This window comes from Roseivirga sp. (assembly GCF_965216855.1).
GTDB lineage: Bacteria > Bacteroidota > Bacteroidia > Cytophagales > Cyclobacteriaceae > Roseivirga.
Map to the genome: position 1 here is coordinate 2,780,008 of NZ_OZ244204.1, position 16,671 is coordinate 2,796,678.

15 protein-coding genes are annotated in these 16,671 nt (G+C 43.4%); 10 read left to right on the plus strand and 5 right to left on the minus strand.

Annotation, left to right across the window (positions count from 1 at the left end):
• Window positions 1-13 precede the first annotated feature (13 nt).
• The 6 genes from ACOOEY_RS12290 (at window position 14) to ACOOEY_RS12315 (ending at window position 6,151) form a co-directional block, all read left to right on the plus strand.
• A complete protein-coding gene (locus tag ACOOEY_RS12290) occupies window positions 14-2,470 on the plus strand; it encodes a gliding motility-associated C-terminal domain-containing protein (RefSeq protein WP_420385012.1) in 2,457 nt (818 codons plus the stop codon).
• Window positions 2,470-3,939 (plus strand): PorP/SprF family type IX secretion system membrane protein, encoded by a 1,470-nt coding sequence (locus ACOOEY_RS12295; protein WP_420385013.1) that lies wholly within the window; start codon window positions 2,470-2,472, stop codon window positions 3,937-3,939. The genes ACOOEY_RS12290 and ACOOEY_RS12295 overlap by 1 nt, the downstream gene beginning before the upstream one ends.
• A 57-nt stretch (window positions 3,940-3,996) precedes the next feature.
• Window positions 3,997-4,890, plus strand: coding sequence for a MerR family transcriptional regulator (locus tag ACOOEY_RS12300; RefSeq protein WP_420385014.1), 894 nt, complete (start codon window positions 3,997-3,999; stop codon window positions 4,888-4,890).
• A gap of 47 nt (window positions 4,891-4,937) precedes the next feature.
• Window positions 4,938-5,384 (plus strand): hypothetical protein, encoded by a 447-nt coding sequence (locus ACOOEY_RS12305; RefSeq protein ID WP_420385015.1) that lies wholly within the window; start codon window positions 4,938-4,940, stop codon window positions 5,382-5,384.
• 27 nt (window positions 5,385-5,411) lie between these two features.
• Window positions 5,412-5,834, plus strand: a complete 423-nt coding sequence (locus tag ACOOEY_RS12310; RefSeq protein ID WP_420385016.1) for a DUF1761 domain-containing protein — start codon at window positions 5,412-5,414, stop codon at window positions 5,832-5,834.
• Between the two features lie 137 nt (window positions 5,835-5,971).
• Window positions 5,972-6,151: a hypothetical protein gene (locus ACOOEY_RS12315; protein WP_420385017.1), complete on the plus strand. Its 180-nt coding sequence runs from the start codon at window positions 5,972-5,974 to the stop codon at window positions 6,149-6,151.
• On the opposite strand, the gene ACOOEY_RS12320 is transcribed toward ACOOEY_RS12315, so the two are convergent.
• Genes ACOOEY_RS12320 through ACOOEY_RS12330 form a run of 3 tightly spaced genes read right to left on the minus strand, consistent with a single transcriptional unit; the run spans window position 6,148 to window position 11,037 of the window.
• Window positions 6,148-6,936: an NAD(P)-binding domain-containing protein gene (locus ACOOEY_RS12320; RefSeq protein WP_420385018.1), complete on the minus strand. Its 789-nt coding sequence runs from the start codon at window positions 6,934-6,936 to the stop codon at window positions 6,148-6,150. The two genes, ACOOEY_RS12315 and ACOOEY_RS12320, sit on opposite strands and share 4 nt — an antisense overlap.
• Window positions 6,933-8,075: an N-acetyl-alpha-D-glucosaminyl L-malate synthase BshA gene (gene bshA, locus ACOOEY_RS12325; RefSeq protein WP_420385019.1), complete on the minus strand. Its 1,143-nt coding sequence runs from the start codon at window positions 8,073-8,075 to the stop codon at window positions 6,933-6,935. Before bshA ends, ACOOEY_RS12320 begins: the two co-directional genes overlap by 4 nt.
• 43 nt (window positions 8,076-8,118) lie before the next feature.
• A complete protein-coding gene (locus ACOOEY_RS12330) occupies window positions 8,119-11,037 on the minus strand; it encodes a glycoside hydrolase family 3 N-terminal domain-containing protein (RefSeq protein ID WP_420385020.1) in 2,919 nt (972 codons plus the stop codon).
• 81 nt (window positions 11,038-11,118) lie between these two features.
• Here ACOOEY_RS12330 and ACOOEY_RS12335 point away from each other — a divergent pair, with 81 nt between their 5' ends.
• The 4 genes from ACOOEY_RS12335 to ACOOEY_RS12350 are packed head-to-tail and all read left to right on the plus strand — an operon-like array spanning window position 11,119 to window position 15,042.
• Window positions 11,119-11,475 carry a hypothetical protein gene (locus ACOOEY_RS12335; protein ID WP_420385021.1) on the plus strand — a complete coding sequence of 119 codons (357 nt, stop codon included), beginning with the start codon at window positions 11,119-11,121 and terminating at the stop codon, window positions 11,473-11,475.
• Window positions 11,476-11,488: 13 nt separating this feature from the next.
• Window positions 11,489-13,324, plus strand: coding sequence for a DNA mismatch repair endonuclease MutL (mutL, locus tag ACOOEY_RS12340; protein ID WP_420385022.1), 1,836 nt, complete (start codon window positions 11,489-11,491; stop codon window positions 13,322-13,324).
• 9 nt (window positions 13,325-13,333) lie between these two features.
• Window positions 13,334-14,131: a rhomboid family intramembrane serine protease gene (locus ACOOEY_RS12345; protein ID WP_420385023.1), complete on the plus strand. Its 798-nt coding sequence runs from the start codon at window positions 13,334-13,336 to the stop codon at window positions 14,129-14,131.
• A complete protein-coding gene (locus tag ACOOEY_RS12350) occupies window positions 14,131-15,042 on the plus strand; it encodes a rhomboid family intramembrane serine protease (RefSeq protein ID WP_420385024.1) in 912 nt (303 codons plus the stop codon). The genes ACOOEY_RS12345 and ACOOEY_RS12350 overlap by 1 nt, the downstream gene beginning before the upstream one ends.
• A gap of 135 nt (window positions 15,043-15,177) precedes the next feature.
• Here the strand turns inward: ACOOEY_RS12350 and rlmN are convergent, their stop codons facing one another.
• Window positions 15,178-16,224 (minus strand): 23S rRNA (adenine(2503)-C(2))-methyltransferase RlmN, encoded by a 1,047-nt coding sequence (gene rlmN / locus ACOOEY_RS12355; RefSeq protein WP_420385025.1) that lies wholly within the window; start codon window positions 16,222-16,224, stop codon window positions 15,178-15,180.
• A 17-nt stretch (window positions 16,225-16,241) separates the two neighbouring features.
• Entirely contained in the window at window positions 16,242-16,664 is a 423-nt protein-coding gene (locus ACOOEY_RS12360; protein ID WP_420385026.1) for an acyl-CoA thioesterase, read from the minus strand.
• Window positions 16,665-16,671: the final 7 nt, after the last annotated feature.

The following is a 16,671-nucleotide window of genomic DNA, read 5'->3' on the forward strand; positions in this document are numbered from 1 at the left end:
ACATTCGTAAAAAATGGAAAAGTCCACTCGATACTTTTTAAGTATCCTGGCATTCTTTTGCCTAAATTTTTCGACAGCACAGCAGTATGTCAAGCAAGATTCTATCGGTATTCACGGGCTTGACAATCCAAGAGCCTTTTGGGTAGACTTTAATTCAGATACCTATTTTGATCTGGTGGTTTATGGAAAGGATACCATTAATGGAGGAACTGGTATCTATCTTATTCGGAATAACGGTGATGATACGTTTACCTCTAAGTTCAACAGTCTTTCCAGCTACGATATCAGGCAATTAAAGGTGCTTGATTACCAAAGAGATGGTCAGGTCGACTTGAGCTTTACGGGGATAAAAAACCTGACGGATAGCCTGGTGTCAGTATTTACTATTAACAATGAAATGGCACTCACTGAGATTGCCACCCGATTACTCGATTCGCTGGTAACAGATTATTATCTGACTGACCTGGATAATGATACGGATTTAGACCTGCTCTATTTGAAAGATTCAGCCCTAAGGCTCTTCGAAGCCTCTGCCCTTGGTTTGGCCACAGAATCAGTTGAACTAAACAGGCATAAAGTGGGCCAACTGCTACTCACTGACTTGAATAGCGATGGACTGAAAGACTGGGTTTTAACTACTCCGGAAGACCCGGATACTCTGAATAGAATTTACCTGAATCAGGGAGGGCTGGAATGGGAAGTTGGTTATGTGGAGCCATTGGCAGACAGCTTACTCGTTCAGACAGTAAGCATCGGCAAGTGGAAAGACAGCCCCTTCCCTGATTTCCTTACCATCTTACAGCAAGAAGATAACCGGCCTGAAGCCTGGTTGATTGAAAATACGGGTGACAGCCTCAAAATGCAGCGTCAGGTATTCAAAGACTCGCTCGTTCAGGAAATCTTTCTGGCCGACTTTAATTCCAATGGCTCAACAGATGTGTTCATTCAGGGCAGCGAAGGCATAAGCTACTTTTTGGAAGAGAGCCCTGAATTGACCGATACGGTTAGGTTAGCATCTCCCAATACTTATTTGACACGATTTGGTGACTGGAACCTTGATGGTCATCTCGACTTGTTTCAGCTACAGCTACTGAATACAGATTCACTTCAGGTAATCATCTATAAAAACGATTTGGCTTTTGAAAATGAAGGTCCGTTGACTCCGGGATTACTGACCGCTGTACAGGATGGAACAGAAGAGATCCTCGTTTGGTCTGCTACGACTGATGACTTCACTGAAAGCTCACTGATTAGCTATGATCTAAGTCTCAATTTTGAAGATAATCCCATGTTGCTGAGTGAACCGAATGCTAATTTCCTCAGCGAGCTATTGACCATTCCATATCATGGTGCATTGGAATACAATCGAAAAATCATTTACAATGAGCTCAATGCCGGGGACTATTATTATGTATTGCGTGGTGTAGACAATGCATTTAACCTACAGCCTCTCAATGGCACCGGTGAATGCAAGTTTACTGTCTGTGAGCTTAGTGCCATGCGCGAGTCAGAGGTCACTGCCTGTCCAGGAGAGGTGTTGAGCTTTGGTAAAGCCGGAGTTATCAGGCATTGGTATTCCAGTCTTTATGGACCTATTGGCACCACTGATGTGATTGAATATGTGGCTTCAGGCAATGATGTGCTGTATGGATCTGTGACCAGAAATGTGGACTGCGGGGAAGGTCAATTGAAGATAGCCATTAACGTCCCTGAAGGAGAGTCAATCGATTTGCAGCCATCCTATGTGGTTTGCTCGGGTGAAGCATTGAGTTTGTCTATTCCTGCCAGCTTCACCAATGTTTCCTGGAATTCAAGTACGACCGGAGTCTTGAGTACCTCCAATGAGATGAGCTTTGAGCCTGTAGAGGATCAGACCATAGAAGTATCAGCTACCAATAACCTGGGCTGCCCCGTATCTTTCACCACTGAAATAGACTACTCTCTTTTTGAGCCTGGTGTCAGAGATAGTGTTTTGACCATAGAGGCAGGAGCCAGTATAGAATTGAATGCCTTCGGAGGAAATAGCTACGAATGGTCACCGGCTATAGGCTTAAGTCATACTACCATTGCCAACCCATTGGCCAGCCCCACAGCTACAGTGGTCTACACGGTAATTATTACCAATTCACAAGGCTGTACTCAGCTTCTTGAGGTAACGGTCAATGTGCAACAGAAAGGAAATATCGCCAATCTTTTTTCACCTAACGGGGATGGTAATAATGATGAGTTGAAGGTGTTTCTGACAGGGCAACCGAGTCAGTTTGAGTTTCAGATCTTCAATAGGTCAGGGGTGTTGGTATACGCTACCAATGATGCCCTGGAGGCGATGAATAGAGGCTGGGATGGTAGTTACTCGGGAGAAAATATGCCCACAGGGGTTTACTATTGGAGAGTATCGGGAAATTATGAAAGCGGGCAGCGGGTCTTACTCAATGGTGAACAGAAGGGCTCATTTACATTGATTCGTTAATGAGAAGCCGGCTCCTGATTTTTATATTGATTCTGGCTCCGCTCACTATGAGAGGGCAGCAGTTCAATTATTCATTGCTCGACTTTACCCATCATCGTATCAATCCGGCAACTATTGGTTTGAACAACCAGTGGTATGCCTCGGTGGTACACCGGGAGCAAAATCGGGGAGCTGATTTTAAAATCAGGAGCACGGCATTTTCAGGAGCCTATCCACAGCTATTTCCACGAAGAGGCAATGTAAGGGGTGCCCTTGGCATTGATCTGATGAATGATATTTCCGGATTGAACAACTCATTCCGGGTACGGGAAGCAGGTTTAAGCTATGCCCTGCGTATTGTCGATGAGGAATTACAGTCGTTCAACCTGGGTGTAAGTCTCTTCTATCAGAACCGGGGATTTGATTATAGCCAGATTACTACCAACAGCCAGTACGTAACCAACAGAGGTTTTGATCTGAGTCTGGCCAGTGGTGAAAACCTGATAGATTTCAATCAGAGTTTCTATCGTCTGAATGCAGGTATCTTCTGGCAAAAGCTCACTTTGAAGAAGCAGAAAGCCGGGCATTTTGGTATTTCGGCTTTCGATATAAATGAGGCCAGAGATACCTTCTATGATAATCAATCTACTTTCAACCCAACCTACTTTTTAACAGCGGGTTTGTTGGCTTATGGCGATCGAAAGATACATGTTTATCCAGCCATTTTGTTGGTTCAGCAATCCGGTAGAATGTTGTACAATGCGAGTGTAGAAACTACATATACCATGGACAGAGAACAGAGTGTCTCCTTTAAACCGAGGTATCTGGTGAATAGGGAATTGATAGCAGTTTTCGAGTATCAGAAGGGTAATATGGTCTTTGGAGTTTCTTATGATATTCCGGTGAACGGAAGTAATGCGGCTAACTTTGGAGCTTTTGAATTCGGAATGAAGATCATGGGAGATGTCAGGCCAAAACAAAAAAGGAGAAAGAGAAGTGGCAGACCATCCGCTCCTGCTCAGACAAAAACAGCTCGGAAAGAGATTCCGGAATGGCCAATAAAACCCTATGTGCCATATAGTCCGCCACCAGCCATACTGAAGTTTGAACCAAATCCACCACAGCTAAAGGAGCCTTTAGCTATGGCTGAAGTTGAGTTCGATTATACCTTCTACTATGCGACAGATCGGGCCACGTTTGATCCTCAGGTGGCTAATGAATTAAAGGAAATTATTTCCTCTCTGGGAAAAAGTGCTGAATATGTAATCTACATTGAAGGTCATACTGATAGTTCCGGTTCGGAAGAATACAACCTTACGCTTTCATTGCAAAGAGCCAGGGCCATCGCAGACTTCCTGCAAAGAGAAGGACTTGATGAATCGAGAATTAAGGTAGAGGGTTTTGGAGAAGAGCTTCCTGTTGCCAACAATGATGACCGAATTGGTAGAGCATTGAACCGCAGAGTGGAACTGAGGCTCATTCGTCATTAGGAAGCTTTCTTTGAGTAAACGCTTTTACTATATTCCAAAGTAGAAAAAGAGGGACTCTTGGTTAAGTATTCAATCAAAGACTTAGAAAAATTCACGGGCATCAAAGCCCATACCATCCGTATTTGGGAGCAACGCTACCAATTACTTACCCCTAAACGCACTGAAACCAATATTCGCTACTACGATGAACGTCAGCTCAAATACCTTTTGAACGTTACTCTACTGGTTGAAAATGGTTATCGGATTTCCCAGATATGTGCCATGTCTGAAGAAGAGTTCAATGAGCATCTGAAAGAAGTAGCAGAAAAAGGCATAGAATCTAAGGAAGATAATCAGCTCAATGTAGCTATCAATGAGCTGGTGTTGGCCATGCTTGAGCTGGATGAACAGAGGTTTGAGAAGATACTCAGCGGAAGCCTTTTGCAGCGCAATTTTGAAGAGACACTCACCAGAATTATTTATCCGTTTCTCAAGAGAATTGGAGTAATGTGGCGAATAGGAGAGGTCTCTACAGCTCAGGAGCACTTCATTTATCAGCTGATCAGGCAAAAAATTATTGTAGCCATTGATTCTCTGATAGATCGAAAAAAGACAGGAGAAAAGTACCTCTTATTCCTGCCCAAATCGGAGTTCAGTGACCTGATGATTCTCCTGTTTACCTATGTGCTGAAGAACCGTGGCAGGCAGTGTATTTACCTTGGTGCGGACATTCCTTTTCGCGACCTGACACAGGTTACTGAAATTACCAATCCTGATGTCCTGTTTACCTTTGTTAAGGCTCCCGCTTCGAAAATAGATACCCAGGCATATATCTATGAGCTGTCGGAGAAGTTTGCCGATAAGCAGATATTGATAGGAGGCAATCCTTACTTCATGGAAGAGCTTGAGTACCCCAAAAATGTCTTGCTCATTTTGGAGGTTGAAGACCTCATAGAAATGTTAGCGGATTAAATAAGTTATAATCGGTTGAAATCATTATATTCCGTAAATTTTTTAAAATGGGTCAAAGGTCAATGCTCATGGGGCTTCTCGCTATTCTCGTAGCGGGGTGTGCTGATAACAACTACGAGGAACATTTATTAGGGGAATGGTACAACGAATCCGTCAGAGTAGATATTGATGCCTTAGATGGAGAGGTGGATTCAGTTTTTTCTGTTCCGGCAGGCAAGTGGGAAGAAATTCTGCAGATACAACCCATACTTACCACCTACAAAAAGGATGGTACCTATGAATCAATTTACCGTGAATTAGACGGTTCATTACTACAGAAGTCTTCAGGGGAGTGGATGATGAGAGGAGATAGCTTATTTCTAACCTCTCAGGGGATGACAACTGGTTATCACTTCGAATGGCAAGAAGGGAAAGGCGAATTCAGAGGTTATCTGGATTGGGACAGTGATGGTATAGCGGATGATTTTTATTCTGGAATCCAGATTAAGAAATAAATCAACTTTAAACCAAATCTAATCACAATGGATCTATCCACTATCAACTGGTTAGCGGTGGTAGTAGCTGCTATCGCTTTTTTCGCATTAGGTGCTCTATGGTACGGACCTGTCTTTGGCAAGGCCTGGCAACGAGGTGTCGGTCTGACCGATGAAGAAATCAAATCGGCCAACATGGGCAAGCTGTTTGGCTCTGCATTTATTTTTGCTCTTATTATTGCTGTGGGAATGGCTATGTTCTTCTTTGGCATGGGGACAGACCCAAATAATCCCATGACGATTTCCGATGGTGTAATGTATGGTGCCATGACAGGCATCTTCTTCGTTCTGCCATCTACCTGTATGAATTATCTGTTCGCCAGAAAGTCGGCCTCTCTTATGATGATAGACTCTTTCTATCATGTTGTTGCCTATGTTGTAGTAGGTATAATTTTAGCGGCCTGGCAGTAAAATGATGTTGGTCCGTAGATTTTTGGTCTTCGGACCGACTTAATTTTATTTTTTATCTGTTTTGAACCTTTTTTTAGAGAAACAGCGTTGATGGGGCTAGGGAAAAACTTAACAGGAGTTATTCTAGTTAAAAAGCTATGATTCCGACCACAACGAAAAAAGAAATACTTTCACCTAAAGTTTATCAGAAAGGATTTCAGGAAGCTCTGGAAGAATACGAACACTTCGAATTAGTAAAGAAAAGGTTAAACCAAATCAAAGCTTATCAGCATTTGAAAAGGGGAGAAGCTTTTCTCGACCTGATTGAAGCGGCTTAATAAGCCAAAGGCGATTTAAGATTCCAGTTTTTAAAATCACTTTCTACCACCTTTGAGGCTACCTTTTCAGGAGCTATCCAAACTGGCGGTTCAAATCCGTATTGCCTCGCCATAGTCTCATGAACTTCTTTTCTGGTGGGGTGATCATCGGAAACCAGATTCATTGTCCTTTTCGCTTCAGGCCATTTTTTGATGAACTCTTGAATGACCTTAATAACATCGTCTCTATGGATATAATTGACCAGAGTATCAGCCCCTTTAGTTTCCTTTCCTGAAAACCAGCGTCCCGGAATACGATCACCGCCCATAAGTCCACCACATCTTAGAATCACCAGGTCCTGCTCAATTTGCGTGATTTGTTGCTCTCCTTTTACTACGGCCTCTGAAGAACCTGCCTCATAATCGAAAGCAGTATCAGTGGTCACCACGTCATTGGTGTTGGGGTAGTAAGAAGTTGAGCTGATGAAAATAACACGCCTGATTCCTGCATGCTTCAATTGGTATTTCAGGTATTTAATCTGCTCTTCGTAATAATGAGGAGGATTGGTTTTTCTTCCGGGAGGGATATTGACTATTAATAAATCAGCATCAAAAAGCTGGTTAAAGTCCTTACCCATAGGCATGGGCTCCAGCCTGAACAAGACGGGTTGAATACCAGCATCAGTCAGTTTTTGAAGTTTATCTTCAGTTGTAGTACTGCCAATTACTTCATAACCTGATTGAATAAGGGCTTCGCCCAGAGAAAAGCCTAACCAGCCACAACCGATAATACTGATTTTACTCATGGAGTAGGAGTCGCTAATACAGATTCAAGCACCTGGTTATAGTAGCTTTCATAAACAGGTAAGACTTTCTCTATATCAAATTCCTTTGCTCTTTCCAGCGCATTTTTCTTGAACGTATCCAGGTGCTCTTCACTAAGAATATGCAGTGCTTTGCTGGTCATGTCTTCTACATCTCCTATGTTAGAAGTGAAACCGGTTACACCATCGACATTAAGCTCAGGAATACCTCCGGCATTGGATGAGATCACAGGAACTTCGCAAGCCATAGCTTCCAAAGCCGCCAAACCGAAGCTTTCTTTTTCTGAAGGCATCAGGAATAAGTCAGCAACCGAAAGTACTTCTTCTACGGCTTCCAACTTACCCAGAAAACGAACTTCCTCATAGATTCCTAATTCACGGCAAAGTCCTTCAATATGTCCACGCTCAGGCCCATCGCCTACCAGAAGCAGACGGGCTGGGATGGTTTCAGAGATTTTCTTGAAGATGCGAACTACATCGTCTACCCGCTTCACCTTTCTGAAGTTAGAAGTGTGAACAATGAGCTTTTCACCATTCGGGCATATGGCCATTTTAAAGTGATCCTTTCTTTGTCTCTGGAATTTTTCCAGGTCAATAAAGTTGGGAATCACCTTAATGTCTCTGGTGATATTGAAATGCTTGTAGGTATCGTTTCTAAGATCTTCAGATACGGCAGTTACACCATCGGATAAGTTGATACTATGGGTCACCACCGGCTCGTATGACGGATCTTTACCAACCAGTGTAATGTCAGTACCGTGAAGTGTAGTCACTACCGGAATACGAATACCCTCGGATTGTAATATTTGCTTGGCCAAAACCGCTGCCGAAGCATGCGGAATAGCATAGTGTACATGCAATAAGTCGAGCTTTTCATTTTTGGCTACATCAACCATTTTACTGGCCAGCGCTAACTCGTATGGTGGGTATTTGAAGAGAGGATAAGATCGGATGTTAACTTCGTGGTAAAAGAGGTTTTCATTAAAGAAATCCAACCGGGTTGGTTGAGAGTAAGTGATGAAGTGAACCTCATGACCGTTCTTGGCCAATCCTTTACCTAATTCTGTGGCTACAACGCCACTACCACCAAAGGTGGGGTAACATACAATACCTATCTTCATTGAATCAAATTCGTGCTTGGTGGTTTAAACTCACAAACTACCACTAAGGTTCCATGATTGATTGATAGACCAGGTCCTGTATCCGGGTGCGGACATTTTCCTCAATCAATTTGAAGTTTTCACTATCTGGATATGTGCGGTTACAAAGGAATACAAAAACAAGTTCTTCAGCAGGATCAGCCCAGACTGAAGCTCCTGTAAAACCGGTATGGCCGAAGGTGCTTGCTGAAGCAAATCGGCTGGTAGGACCCTCATCGGTTCCGGTAATGGGTTTGTCCCATCCTAAGCCCCTGCGGTTCTCCATATTTTGAGCGCTGGTGAAAATAGGAATGGTCCAGGCATTGAAATACTGACGGCCTGCATAGAGCCCCATTTGCATATTCATTTGCATGAGAATGGCCAGGTCATTGGCATTACTGAACAGACCTGCGTGACCGGCAATGCCTCCCATAAGTGTTGCATTTTGATCATGTACTGTACCACATACCACTGTGTTTCTGAAATAAGCATCAACTTCAGTAGGTGCCACCTCATCGTAGTAGCCCTTTTCTGTGGGGAGATACATCGTACGGCTCATACCCAGGGGCTGATAGAATTCCCGGTTCAGATATGCTTCAATAGGCTCCTGAATAATGTTCTCCACCAATCTGAAAATGAGCTCATAGCCCAGGTCTGAGTAGAGGTAGTCATAGTGCTTTTTCTTTTTAGGCAGCTCTCTCAGGTCTGAATCTACCGTCCACTTCCAAATTGAATCAGCCAGTGCCAATGGGAGTGTGCGTTCCTGAATTCTGTAATTGTGATTAGGACCCGGAGCATCCGAAAAGTAATCGGTATTCAACTGGCCTTCATTCACTGTTTTTTCCCAGAAAGGAATGTAGGGTTTAAGCCCTGCCTGGTGCGTAAGGATATCACGAATCAGAAGAGGTTCTTTGTTGGAGCCTTGCAGCTCAGTCAGGTAATAACCAATCGGTTTATTGATATCGATTTTTTGCTCATCATATAGCTTCATCAATATCTGGGTAGTAGCAGCTACCTTGGTAACAGAGGCAATGTCATAGATGGTTTTGTCATCGATAGCTTTGTCTTCATCATAAGTCTGATAGCCATAGTTCTTCTGGTAAATCACTTTACCTTTTCTCGCCACCAGGAATTGGGCACCCGGTGTTGCTTTCTCGCGAATAGCCTCTTCAATAATAGAATCAATCTTTCTAAGCGTGTCAATGCTCATATCAACTTCTACAGGTAGGCCATAGCTCAGTCGATTAGTAGTTAAGGTTTCAATACCCATTCCCGCTTTGAATCCGGTGCCTGCGGTAACGGGTAGTTTGCCTTCTGCTTTCAGCGCTCCGAAAATAATTTGAGGAGTAATGTCCTGAGTGATGTCATTGTCCTCGTAGGTGCAAATGAGATTTTTAACTCCATCAAAATATTGCAGGGAGTAGGCATTACCCATCGCGACAACAATCACATTGGTTTTTTCCTGAAGGGATTTGATCCAGTTAACATCTTCACTATTCACTCCATGCTGATTTCTTGGAGAATTAGTGATGCCTTGCACAGCAACAATTACCTCATCGAATCGGGCCAGGGAGTCAACCGTTTTACTGTCGAGGCTGTCGATGCCGAAGTGCGTAAACCTGGCATACTTGTCTAAGGTGTTGCGGAATACATCATCATTTCCTTTACCCAGGCTAATGGAGGCAAAGGTTTTTTCTTCTAATTGAATGGTCGGGATCAGCTGATCGCTATTGTCAACCACCGTAATGGCTTTTTGATAAAGTATATTGTTCAGGTACCTGGCGTAATCATTATTGAGCCTTTTGGTGAGGTTAGCCATTTCAATAGGCTGATAGTCATTGAGCCCAAACCAGTATTTAGCCTTTAAGATTTTCATTACTCTCTCATCGAGCATGCTTTGAGTGAGTGTTCCCTTTTTCAAAGCCTTTTGAATCTGCTTCATGGCTTTAGGCACATCCAGTGGAAAAAGGATGACATCGTTACCCGCCTGCAGTGCTTTGACATCTGCCTCTCCCGGATCGTAATATTTGGCAACGCCTTGCATATTCATGGCATCGGTAAAAGCCAGTCCTTCAAAGCCCATTTCGTTTTTCAGCAGTTCAGTTACCACATTTTTAGAAAGGGTGGTAGGCATGTTTTTAGCACTGTCGAATGCCGGAACCTGTAAATGAGCCACCATCAGGCTCATGAGGCTGTCTTTCATCAGCTCTTTAAAAGGATAGAGCTCAGTTTCCGTCATGCGGGTTCGGGAATGACTGATAACCGGCAGGTCATAATGGGAATCAACTCCCGTGTCGCCATGACCAGGGAAATGCTTGGCATTGGCCATAATGCCATGGTCTTGCAGGCCCTTCATGTAGGCCACACCTCTTAGAGCTACTTCTTCTTTATTCTCACCGAAAGACCGGTAGCCAATTACCGGGTTGTTCGGGTTGACATTCACATCGACTACAGGAGCAAAGTTGATATGCATGTTGAGCAGATGGAATTGGTTGGCCACTTCTTTACCCATCTCGTAAATCCACTTTCTATCCTGAATTGCACCCAGAGTCATTTGCTTGGGGAAGTCGTAAATACTGTCGAGGCGCATACCAATGCCCCATTCTGCATCCATGGCAACAGCCAATGGCACTTTGGAAATGGATTGATACTCGTTATTTAGCCTGGCTTGTCTGTAAGGGCCACCCTGAAAGAAGATCAGTCCGCCAATGTTATACTCAGAGATGAGCTCCCTGATTTCATTGACATGCTTTTGATCCCTGTTAGAATAGGCAGCAACCATAAAAAGCTGACCCAATCTTTCCTCCGGAGTCAATGCATTAAAAACACTGTCTGCCCAGGCTTGCTGTGCTACCGTATCTATCTTATGATAGAATTTTTGGGCTGAAAGCGAACTGATTGAAAGGGAGAAGAGGCTAAGAAGCAGGGTAACTTTTTTAAACATCAGGGCGTTAGGCTTTTAGTAAGAGCAAATAAACTATATTTTTACGTATTAACAGAACGCCAGGAGGGCAGTATTGATATAATGAACTTACCAGGACTATTTAAAAAAGCGAGATATCAGAGATTTCACATTGAGCCAAGATACTATGATCCGGTGAAGGAGGACATAGAAAACCGTACTTCGCGGATTAAGGCTGAAATGGGTTTGTCTGATGGAGAAGTGCTGGACCCTGGCTACAGATCCAGAATCGAAGGCTCTTTCCGAAAAAACATGAAGCATGCCACCGGAGGTGGTGTCGATCAGACAGTTATGCTCCGACTGTTGATTATGGTGATTCTTGTCTTTATGATTGGCGGCTACGTCTATGTAGGTAAAGAAATCTTTTATCTGGTCTTGCTGATCATTCCATTCTATCTTTGGAAGCGTTTGAAAAAATGACGCTGCCTGGTAGATGTCAGATATAATAAAATTACTTCCTGATAACATTGCGAATCAGATTGCGGCCGGTGAAGTGGTTCAGCGACCTGCTTCTGTGGTGAAAGAACTGCTTGAGAACTCTATCGATGCGGGTGCCACAGACGTGAAGTTGATCGTCAAAGAATCCGGTAAAGCACTGATTCAGGTGGTCGACAATGGCATTGGTATGTCACATATCGATGCCAGAATGTGCTTTGAGCGCCACGCTACCTCAAAGATTCAAACCGCAGATGACTTGTTCGCAATTAAAACCATGGGTTTTCGCGGAGAAGCCATGGCTTCCATTGCAGCCGTTGGCCAGGTAGAACTCAAGTCAAGAAGAGAAGAAGACGAACTGGGGGTGATGATTCAGATTGAGGCTTCTGAGATCAAGAAGCAAGAGCCTGTTTCTGCCCCGGTGGGTACTTCCACCTGCGTGAAGAATCTCTTTTTCAATGTTCCGGCCCGAAGAAACTTCCTCAAATCTAATGCAGTAGAGATGCGACACATAGTCGATGAGTTTCAAAGGGTAGCTTTGGCCAATCCCGAAATAGCCATGTCGCTTTACCAGAATGATCTGGAAATGTATAAGCTGGCCTCCGGTAAACTAAGCCGCAGGGTGGTAGGTATCTTCGGGAAGAAGTATCAGGATCAGATGGCTGCTTGCGAAGAAGAGACCGACTTGCTAAAGGTCTATGGCTATGTAGGTAAACCTGAGTTTGCCAAAAAGACCCGGGGAGAGCAGTTTTTCTTCGTTAATAATCGATTCATTAAGAGTAATTACCTCAATCATGCAGTTATGACTGCTTTTGAGAGTCTTTTACCCGAGGGCAGTTTCCCTTTCTATACACTATTCATAGAAATCGATCCGAAGCATATCGATATCAACGTCCACCCGACTAAAACAGAAATTAAGTTTGACGATGAGCGCACGGTCTATGCAGTTGTTCGTGCTGCGGTTAAGCAGGCTTTAGGAACGCACAATATCGCTCCGGCCATTGACTTCAGTCAGGACGTGAATTTTGCCAGCTTTAGTCCAAGGCCCGAACCGGCTCAACGGACTTCTTCAGCCGACCGGGATTATTCTCAATTCAGAACTTTTGAAAGGAAGCAGGACACCAGCCATTGGGAAAAGCTTTATGAGGGATTGAAGACGGAGATTTCTCAGCAGGAGGAAGCTAATAAGCAGATGGAAATACACCCCGAAGCACAAAGCACTATTACTTTAGGTAGTGCTGCGAATGTTTCAGAACAAAAGGCTGCTCCTAAGCCTGATTCTACTTATTTCCAGATACACAAAAAATATATTGCCACTCAGGTTAAATCGGGGTTAATGCTCATTGCCCAACAACCGGCACATGAAAGAATACTTTATGAGAAGTTTCTCAATCAGATTTCAAAACGGAATGGTGCTTCGCAACAGGCACTTTTTCCTCAGACACTGAAACTGAATGGTGCAGACTTCAGTCTTATACATGATATACAGGAAGAACTCAACGCTATAGGCTTTGAGTTTTCTGACTTTGGAAACAATTCTATTGTGATTAATGGAGTGCCGGCCGATTTAAAATCGGTGAATGAAAAGGTGCTCTTTGAAGGCTTTATTGAGCAGTTTAAACTTAATCAGTCTGAATTGAGTATATCAAATGATGAGAATATCGCCAGGGCTATTGCCAAGCGTTCGGCTATCAGAGTAGGGACAACCCTCAATGCCGAGGAAATGAGCTCGATCATAGATCAGCTGTTTGCCTGCAAAAGCCCGAATTATTCTCCTGAGGGTAAAAAGACTACCTTCATCCTGGAATTAGATAAAATAGACCAGTTTTTTTAACTCGTATTTATGTTTGGAAGACTTACTCCCCTGGTAAAAAACCTCCTGATAATCAATATCGGAATTGCGCTTATCCAGGGCTTTATGAAAATAGATTTAGGTGACTACTTCGGTCTGTATTACATTTCTGCACCTGAATTTAAGCCTTACCAGTTTGTTACCTACATGTTCCTCCATAGTACCACGCATATCATGCACATTGTGGGGAATATGTTCGCTCTTTTCATCTTCGGTCCTTTGCTTGAGCAATTTCTGGGGCCCAAGAAGTTCCTGATCCTTTACATGGTGACAGGGGTTGGAGCAGGCTTCTTCTATACGGGAGTTAATTACCTTGAAGTAAGCTCTGTGCAGCGTGATGTGGAAGCATATGTAACGAATCCTAACCCGGATGATTTCAACAGATTACTGATAGATCACGGTACTAACCTCAATCCGGAGATTTATGATTTTGTCGATGAGTATTCCAGAAACCCTGGTTCGGAAAGGTTAAGAGCAAACTCTGTAAGCCTGGCAAGACAATTATACAGTTTATACGGGCAGTACAATATGGTAGGGGCTTCGGGAGCGGTCTTTGGTATACTGGCAGCCTTTGCACTCTTCTTTCCTAATACTGAACTTTTCCTCTTGTTTATACCGTTTCCAATCAAGGCGAAATACCTGGTGACTTTTTATATTCTGTATGAAGTCTATGCGGAATTACAAAGAGCCCCGGGAGATAATGTCGCACACCTTGCCCATATTGGAGGAGCATTGATAGCCTTCTTCCTGGTGAGGTACTGGAAAAAACAACGATCAGATTTCTACTAATGAACAGCTTCTTAGACGACTTTAAGTTAGCCTTTAGAACAGGGAATATCCTGAACCAGATTATCATCATTAATGTGGTGATTTTTCTGGCTTTTGCCGTTGTCAATGTCTTCTTCACATTTGCAGGTGAGGGCAAAACCTTTGCTTTGATATCCAGATATTTGATGTTACCGGCACATCCGGATAATCTGATTTCTCAACCCTGGACTATCATCACCTATTTCTTTTTCCATAAAGGCTTTTTCCACATTCTATGGAATATGCTGTTTATGTATTGGTTTGGAAGAATCATTTCTGAATACCTGGGACAGAATAAACTACTTGGACTTTATGTCTGGGGTGGAATTGGTGGAGGTATTCTCTACATTCTTGCCTATAACTTAATGCCCTATTTTGAGAATCAGGTAGCCTCATCTTATTTATTGGGTGCTTCAGGAGGCGTGGTTGCCATAGTTGTAGGTGCAGCTACTTTTCAACCGAATTTTTCGGTTCATCTGTTATTGCTGGGACCTGTTAAGTTAAAGTACATTGCTGCTTTTACGGTCTTTGTTTCATTTATTCAGAGTACCGGGACTAATGCCGGAGGCGAAATAGCGCACTTGGGAGGAGCTTTGGTAGGTTTTCTGATGATCAAACAGCTACAACAAGGAAATGACTGGAGTAAGCCTGTTGTGAGTTTTGTGCTTTGGATAAAGAGTCTTTTCAAGCCGCAGCCTAAAATTAAAGTCAGTTACAAAAAGGCCAAGACAAGTTCTTCAAGAAGTACAGGCAAAGCCAAGGCGAAAAGCTCTGCTCAGAGTAAAACTGCACAGGATGAAATTGATACTATTCTCGATAAGATTTCTGAAAAGGGTTATGATGCCCTGAGCAAAGAGGAAAAGCAAAAGCTCTTCAATGCCAGCAAAGATTAGTTAAAGGTTGTCGGTTAATCAGCAGAGGAAACTCTAAAGGTCAAATGCAAACCCCTCACATCAGTCCGATATCTAATATCTGAAGTCTGAAGTCTGAAGTCTGAAATCTGACGTCTGAAATCTGAAATCTCTGGCCTAGCTCTTATTCGCTAACTGTCCGCAGGCAGCATCGATATCCTTTCCCCGGCTTCTGCGAACATTCACGATAATGTCCTTCTCTTCTAAAATCCGCTTATACATATCCAGACTGGCCGGATGTGCCTGCTGGAATTCACCATCATCGATTGGGTTGTATTCAATAATGTTCACCTTAGAAGCTACTTTGCCACAGTATCTGGCTAGAGCACGGGCGTGTTTTTCATCGTCATTGATGCCCTTCCAAACCACATACTCGAAGGTTACTTTGCGCTTGGTCTTACTGTGCCAGTACTGAAGCGATTCGGCCAATTCGGCCAGGTTGCTGACATCATTGATCGGCATCATTTTGCTTCGGCTCTCATCTATGGCGGAGTGTAAAGAGACGGCCAGGTTAAACTTCACCTCATCATCAGCCAGTTGCTTGATCATTTTGGGAATACCAACTGTAGAAAGCGTAATGCGCCTTGGTGACATTCCCAAGCCTTCCGGAGATGTGATTTTCTCAATAGACTCCAGCACATTCTTATAATTCAGCAACGGCTCCCCCATGCCCATATAGACAATGTTGGTCAAAGGCCTGTCGAAGTACAATTCACCTTCTTCCTTAATGGCTACAACCTGATCGTAGATTTCGTCTGCATTCAGGTTACGCATGCGTTTCAGTCTGGCTGTAGCACAGAAGTTACAGTCGAGGCTGCAACCTACCTGTGATGAAATACAGGCAGTGATTCGCGTGTCAGTTGGAATAAGTACAGATTCCACAATCATACCATCGTGAAGCTTCACGGCATTTTTGATAGTGCCGTCAGCACTACGTTGCATCTGATCTACCTTGATATGATTGATGGCAAAATGCTCCTTGAGCAACTCCCGGGTTTGCAGAGAAATGTTGGTCATCTGGTCGAAATCCTTAGCCGATTTCTTCCAGAGCCACTCATAAACCTGCTTGGCACGGAATGGCTTGTCACCAATGGAAACAAAGAAATCCTGAATTTCTTCCAGACTTAGTTTTCGAATATCCTGCTTCTTGATCTCAGTTTCCATGTTGCAAAGGTAGCACTCTAGTTTTGAATCTTATTCAGGAAGGGTTCCGGGATGTTACAAACTTTTCCCTCCTCATAATTAAACATGACTATTCCAGTTTTAGCTCTGGCAATTTCTTTTCCTTCGCAGCTCAGAGCATATAAGACATCAAAACTCTTTCTGGTGATGTCGGCAATGGCTATCTGAACTTTGATTTCATCGCCATGAAATGCCTCGCCTTTATAAACAATGGCGGTATCGGCCTGAATAGTCCCTACACCGTCAATGCTTAATTCATCGCGATAGCCCAGAGACTTATAGTATTGGAACCGGGCTTCGTGAATTAAGCTTAGTACTCGGTCATTGCCCAAATGTCCACCATAGTTGATATCTGAAATTCTTACCGGTAGTGTGGTTTCAAAAGAAAATTCTTGTGGAAGCTCAAGTTTGATTCGTGCCATTGTGGTA

Excerpts from the sequence above, each read along its gene's own strand:
- ACOOEY_RS12295 (WP_420385013.1), top strand. The coding sequence starts at position 2,470 with ATGAGAAGCCGGCTCCTGATTTTTATATTGATTCTGGCTCCGCTCACT.
- mutL (WP_420385022.1), top strand. The coding sequence starts at position 11,489 with ATGTCAGATATAATAAAATTACTTCCTGATAACATTGCGAATCAGATT.
- ACOOEY_RS12305 (WP_420385015.1), top strand. The coding sequence starts at position 4,938 with ATGGGTCAAAGGTCAATGCTCATGGGGCTTCTCGCTATTCTCGTAGCG.
- ACOOEY_RS12320 (WP_420385018.1), bottom strand. The coding sequence starts at position 6,936 with ATGAGTAAAATCAGTATTATCGGTTGTGGCTGGTTAGGCTTTTCTCTG.
- ACOOEY_RS12360 (WP_420385026.1), bottom strand. The coding sequence starts at position 16,664 with ATGGCACGAATCAAACTTGAGCTTCCACAAGAATTTTCTTTTGAAACC.
- rlmN (WP_420385025.1), bottom strand. The coding sequence starts at position 16,224 with ATGGAAACTGAGATCAAGAAGCAGGATATTCGAAAACTAAGTCTGGAA.
- ACOOEY_RS12330 (WP_420385020.1), bottom strand. The coding sequence starts at position 11,037 with ATGTTTAAAAAAGTTACCCTGCTTCTTAGCCTCTTCTCCCTTTCAATC.
- ACOOEY_RS12350 (WP_420385024.1), top strand. The coding sequence starts at position 14,131 with ATGAACAGCTTCTTAGACGACTTTAAGTTAGCCTTTAGAACAGGGAAT.
- ACOOEY_RS12310 (WP_420385016.1), top strand. The coding sequence starts at position 5,412 with ATGGATCTATCCACTATCAACTGGTTAGCGGTGGTAGTAGCTGCTATC.
- ACOOEY_RS12345 (WP_420385023.1), top strand. The coding sequence starts at position 13,334 with ATGTTTGGAAGACTTACTCCCCTGGTAAAAAACCTCCTGATAATCAAT.
- ACOOEY_RS12315 (WP_420385017.1), top strand. The coding sequence starts at position 5,972 with ATGATTCCGACCACAACGAAAAAAGAAATACTTTCACCTAAAGTTTAT.
- ACOOEY_RS12290 (WP_420385012.1), top strand. The coding sequence starts at position 14 with ATGGAAAAGTCCACTCGATACTTTTTAAGTATCCTGGCATTCTTTTGC.
- ACOOEY_RS12335 (WP_420385021.1), top strand. The coding sequence starts at position 11,119 with ATGAACTTACCAGGACTATTTAAAAAAGCGAGATATCAGAGATTTCAC.
- bshA (WP_420385019.1), bottom strand. The coding sequence starts at position 8,075 with ATGAAGATAGGTATTGTATGTTACCCCACCTTTGGTGGTAGTGGCGTT.